Genomic DNA, 1052 nt, shown 5'->3' with positions numbered 1-1052 from the left:
GTCGAATCTGACCGGGCGGGTCGCGGATCCGGTGGAGATCGCGGGTCCGGAGTACTGGGTGCGGCACGTCCGGGAGGCGGTGCGGTTCGCCGACGCGGTGACCACGCTGCATGGGCTGGGTGTGACCACGGTCCTGGAGGTGGGGCCGGATGCGACGTTGACGGCGATGGCCGCCGACACTCCGACCGACCGGACCATGCACCTGGTCCCGGCGCTGCGGCGGGACCAGTCGGAGACCACCGGTCTCGTGACCGCTCTGGCCCGGTTGCACGTGACGGGGACGCCGGTGGACTGGGCGGCCTGGTTCAGCCAGCACGGCCACCAGCCGCGTACCGTCGACCTGCCCACCTACGCCTTCCAACGCACCTGGTACTGGCCGGAGACGGCGGCGGCCGGCGGCGTGACCTCGCGACCTGACGGTGACATCGACGAGCGGTTCTGGGCGGCGGTGGAGCGGGAGGATCTGGCCGGGCTGGGCGAGGAGTTCCGGCTCGACGCGGATCAGCCGTTGAGTGCGTTGCTGCCGAAGCTGGCCCGGTGGCGGCGGGCGGGACAACAGCGCTCCATTGCCGACTCCTGGCGTTACCGCGTCGAATGGCGGCCAACGGCGTCCGTACCGAAGGCGGATCTGACCGGAACCTGGTTGGTGCTGGCACCGTCGACGCAAGCCGACCACCCGGTGGCCGAGGGCCTGGCCGTGCACGGCGCCGAGGTCGTGACAGTGGTCCTCGACCCGACGGCCCTGCGTCGCGACGACGTGGCCGAGCGGCTACGCGCCTCCGTGGCCGACCCGGGCGACCTCGCGGGAGTGGTGTCGTTGCTGTCGCTCGCGGGTGCGGGCGTCGGTGAGGCGCTGGCGGTGGTGCAGGCGTTGGGGGACTGCCGGACGGGCGGCCGGGTGTGGTGGGTGACCCGGGGCGCGGTGTCGGTGGGCAGGGCCGACGAGCCCATGGATCCGGTCGGGGCTGCGGTGTGGGGTCTCGGTCGGGTGGCGGCGTTGGAGGAGTCGCGTCGGTGGGGTGGCCTGGTGGATCTGCCGCAGGAGGTGGACG

Annotated in this window: 1 pseudogene; it reads left to right on the top strand. The window is 73.0% G+C overall.

The window, feature by feature from the left end:
- Positions 1 to 1052, top strand: a pseudogene (locus tag ACIBJE_RS31585) (polyketide synthase); the annotation flags it as partial.

Source organism: Micromonospora sp. NPDC050187 (assembly GCF_044459745.1).
GTDB lineage: Bacteria > Actinomycetota > Actinomycetes > Mycobacteriales > Micromonosporaceae > Micromonospora.
This window is presented reverse-complemented; position numbering and strand designations above follow the sequence as displayed.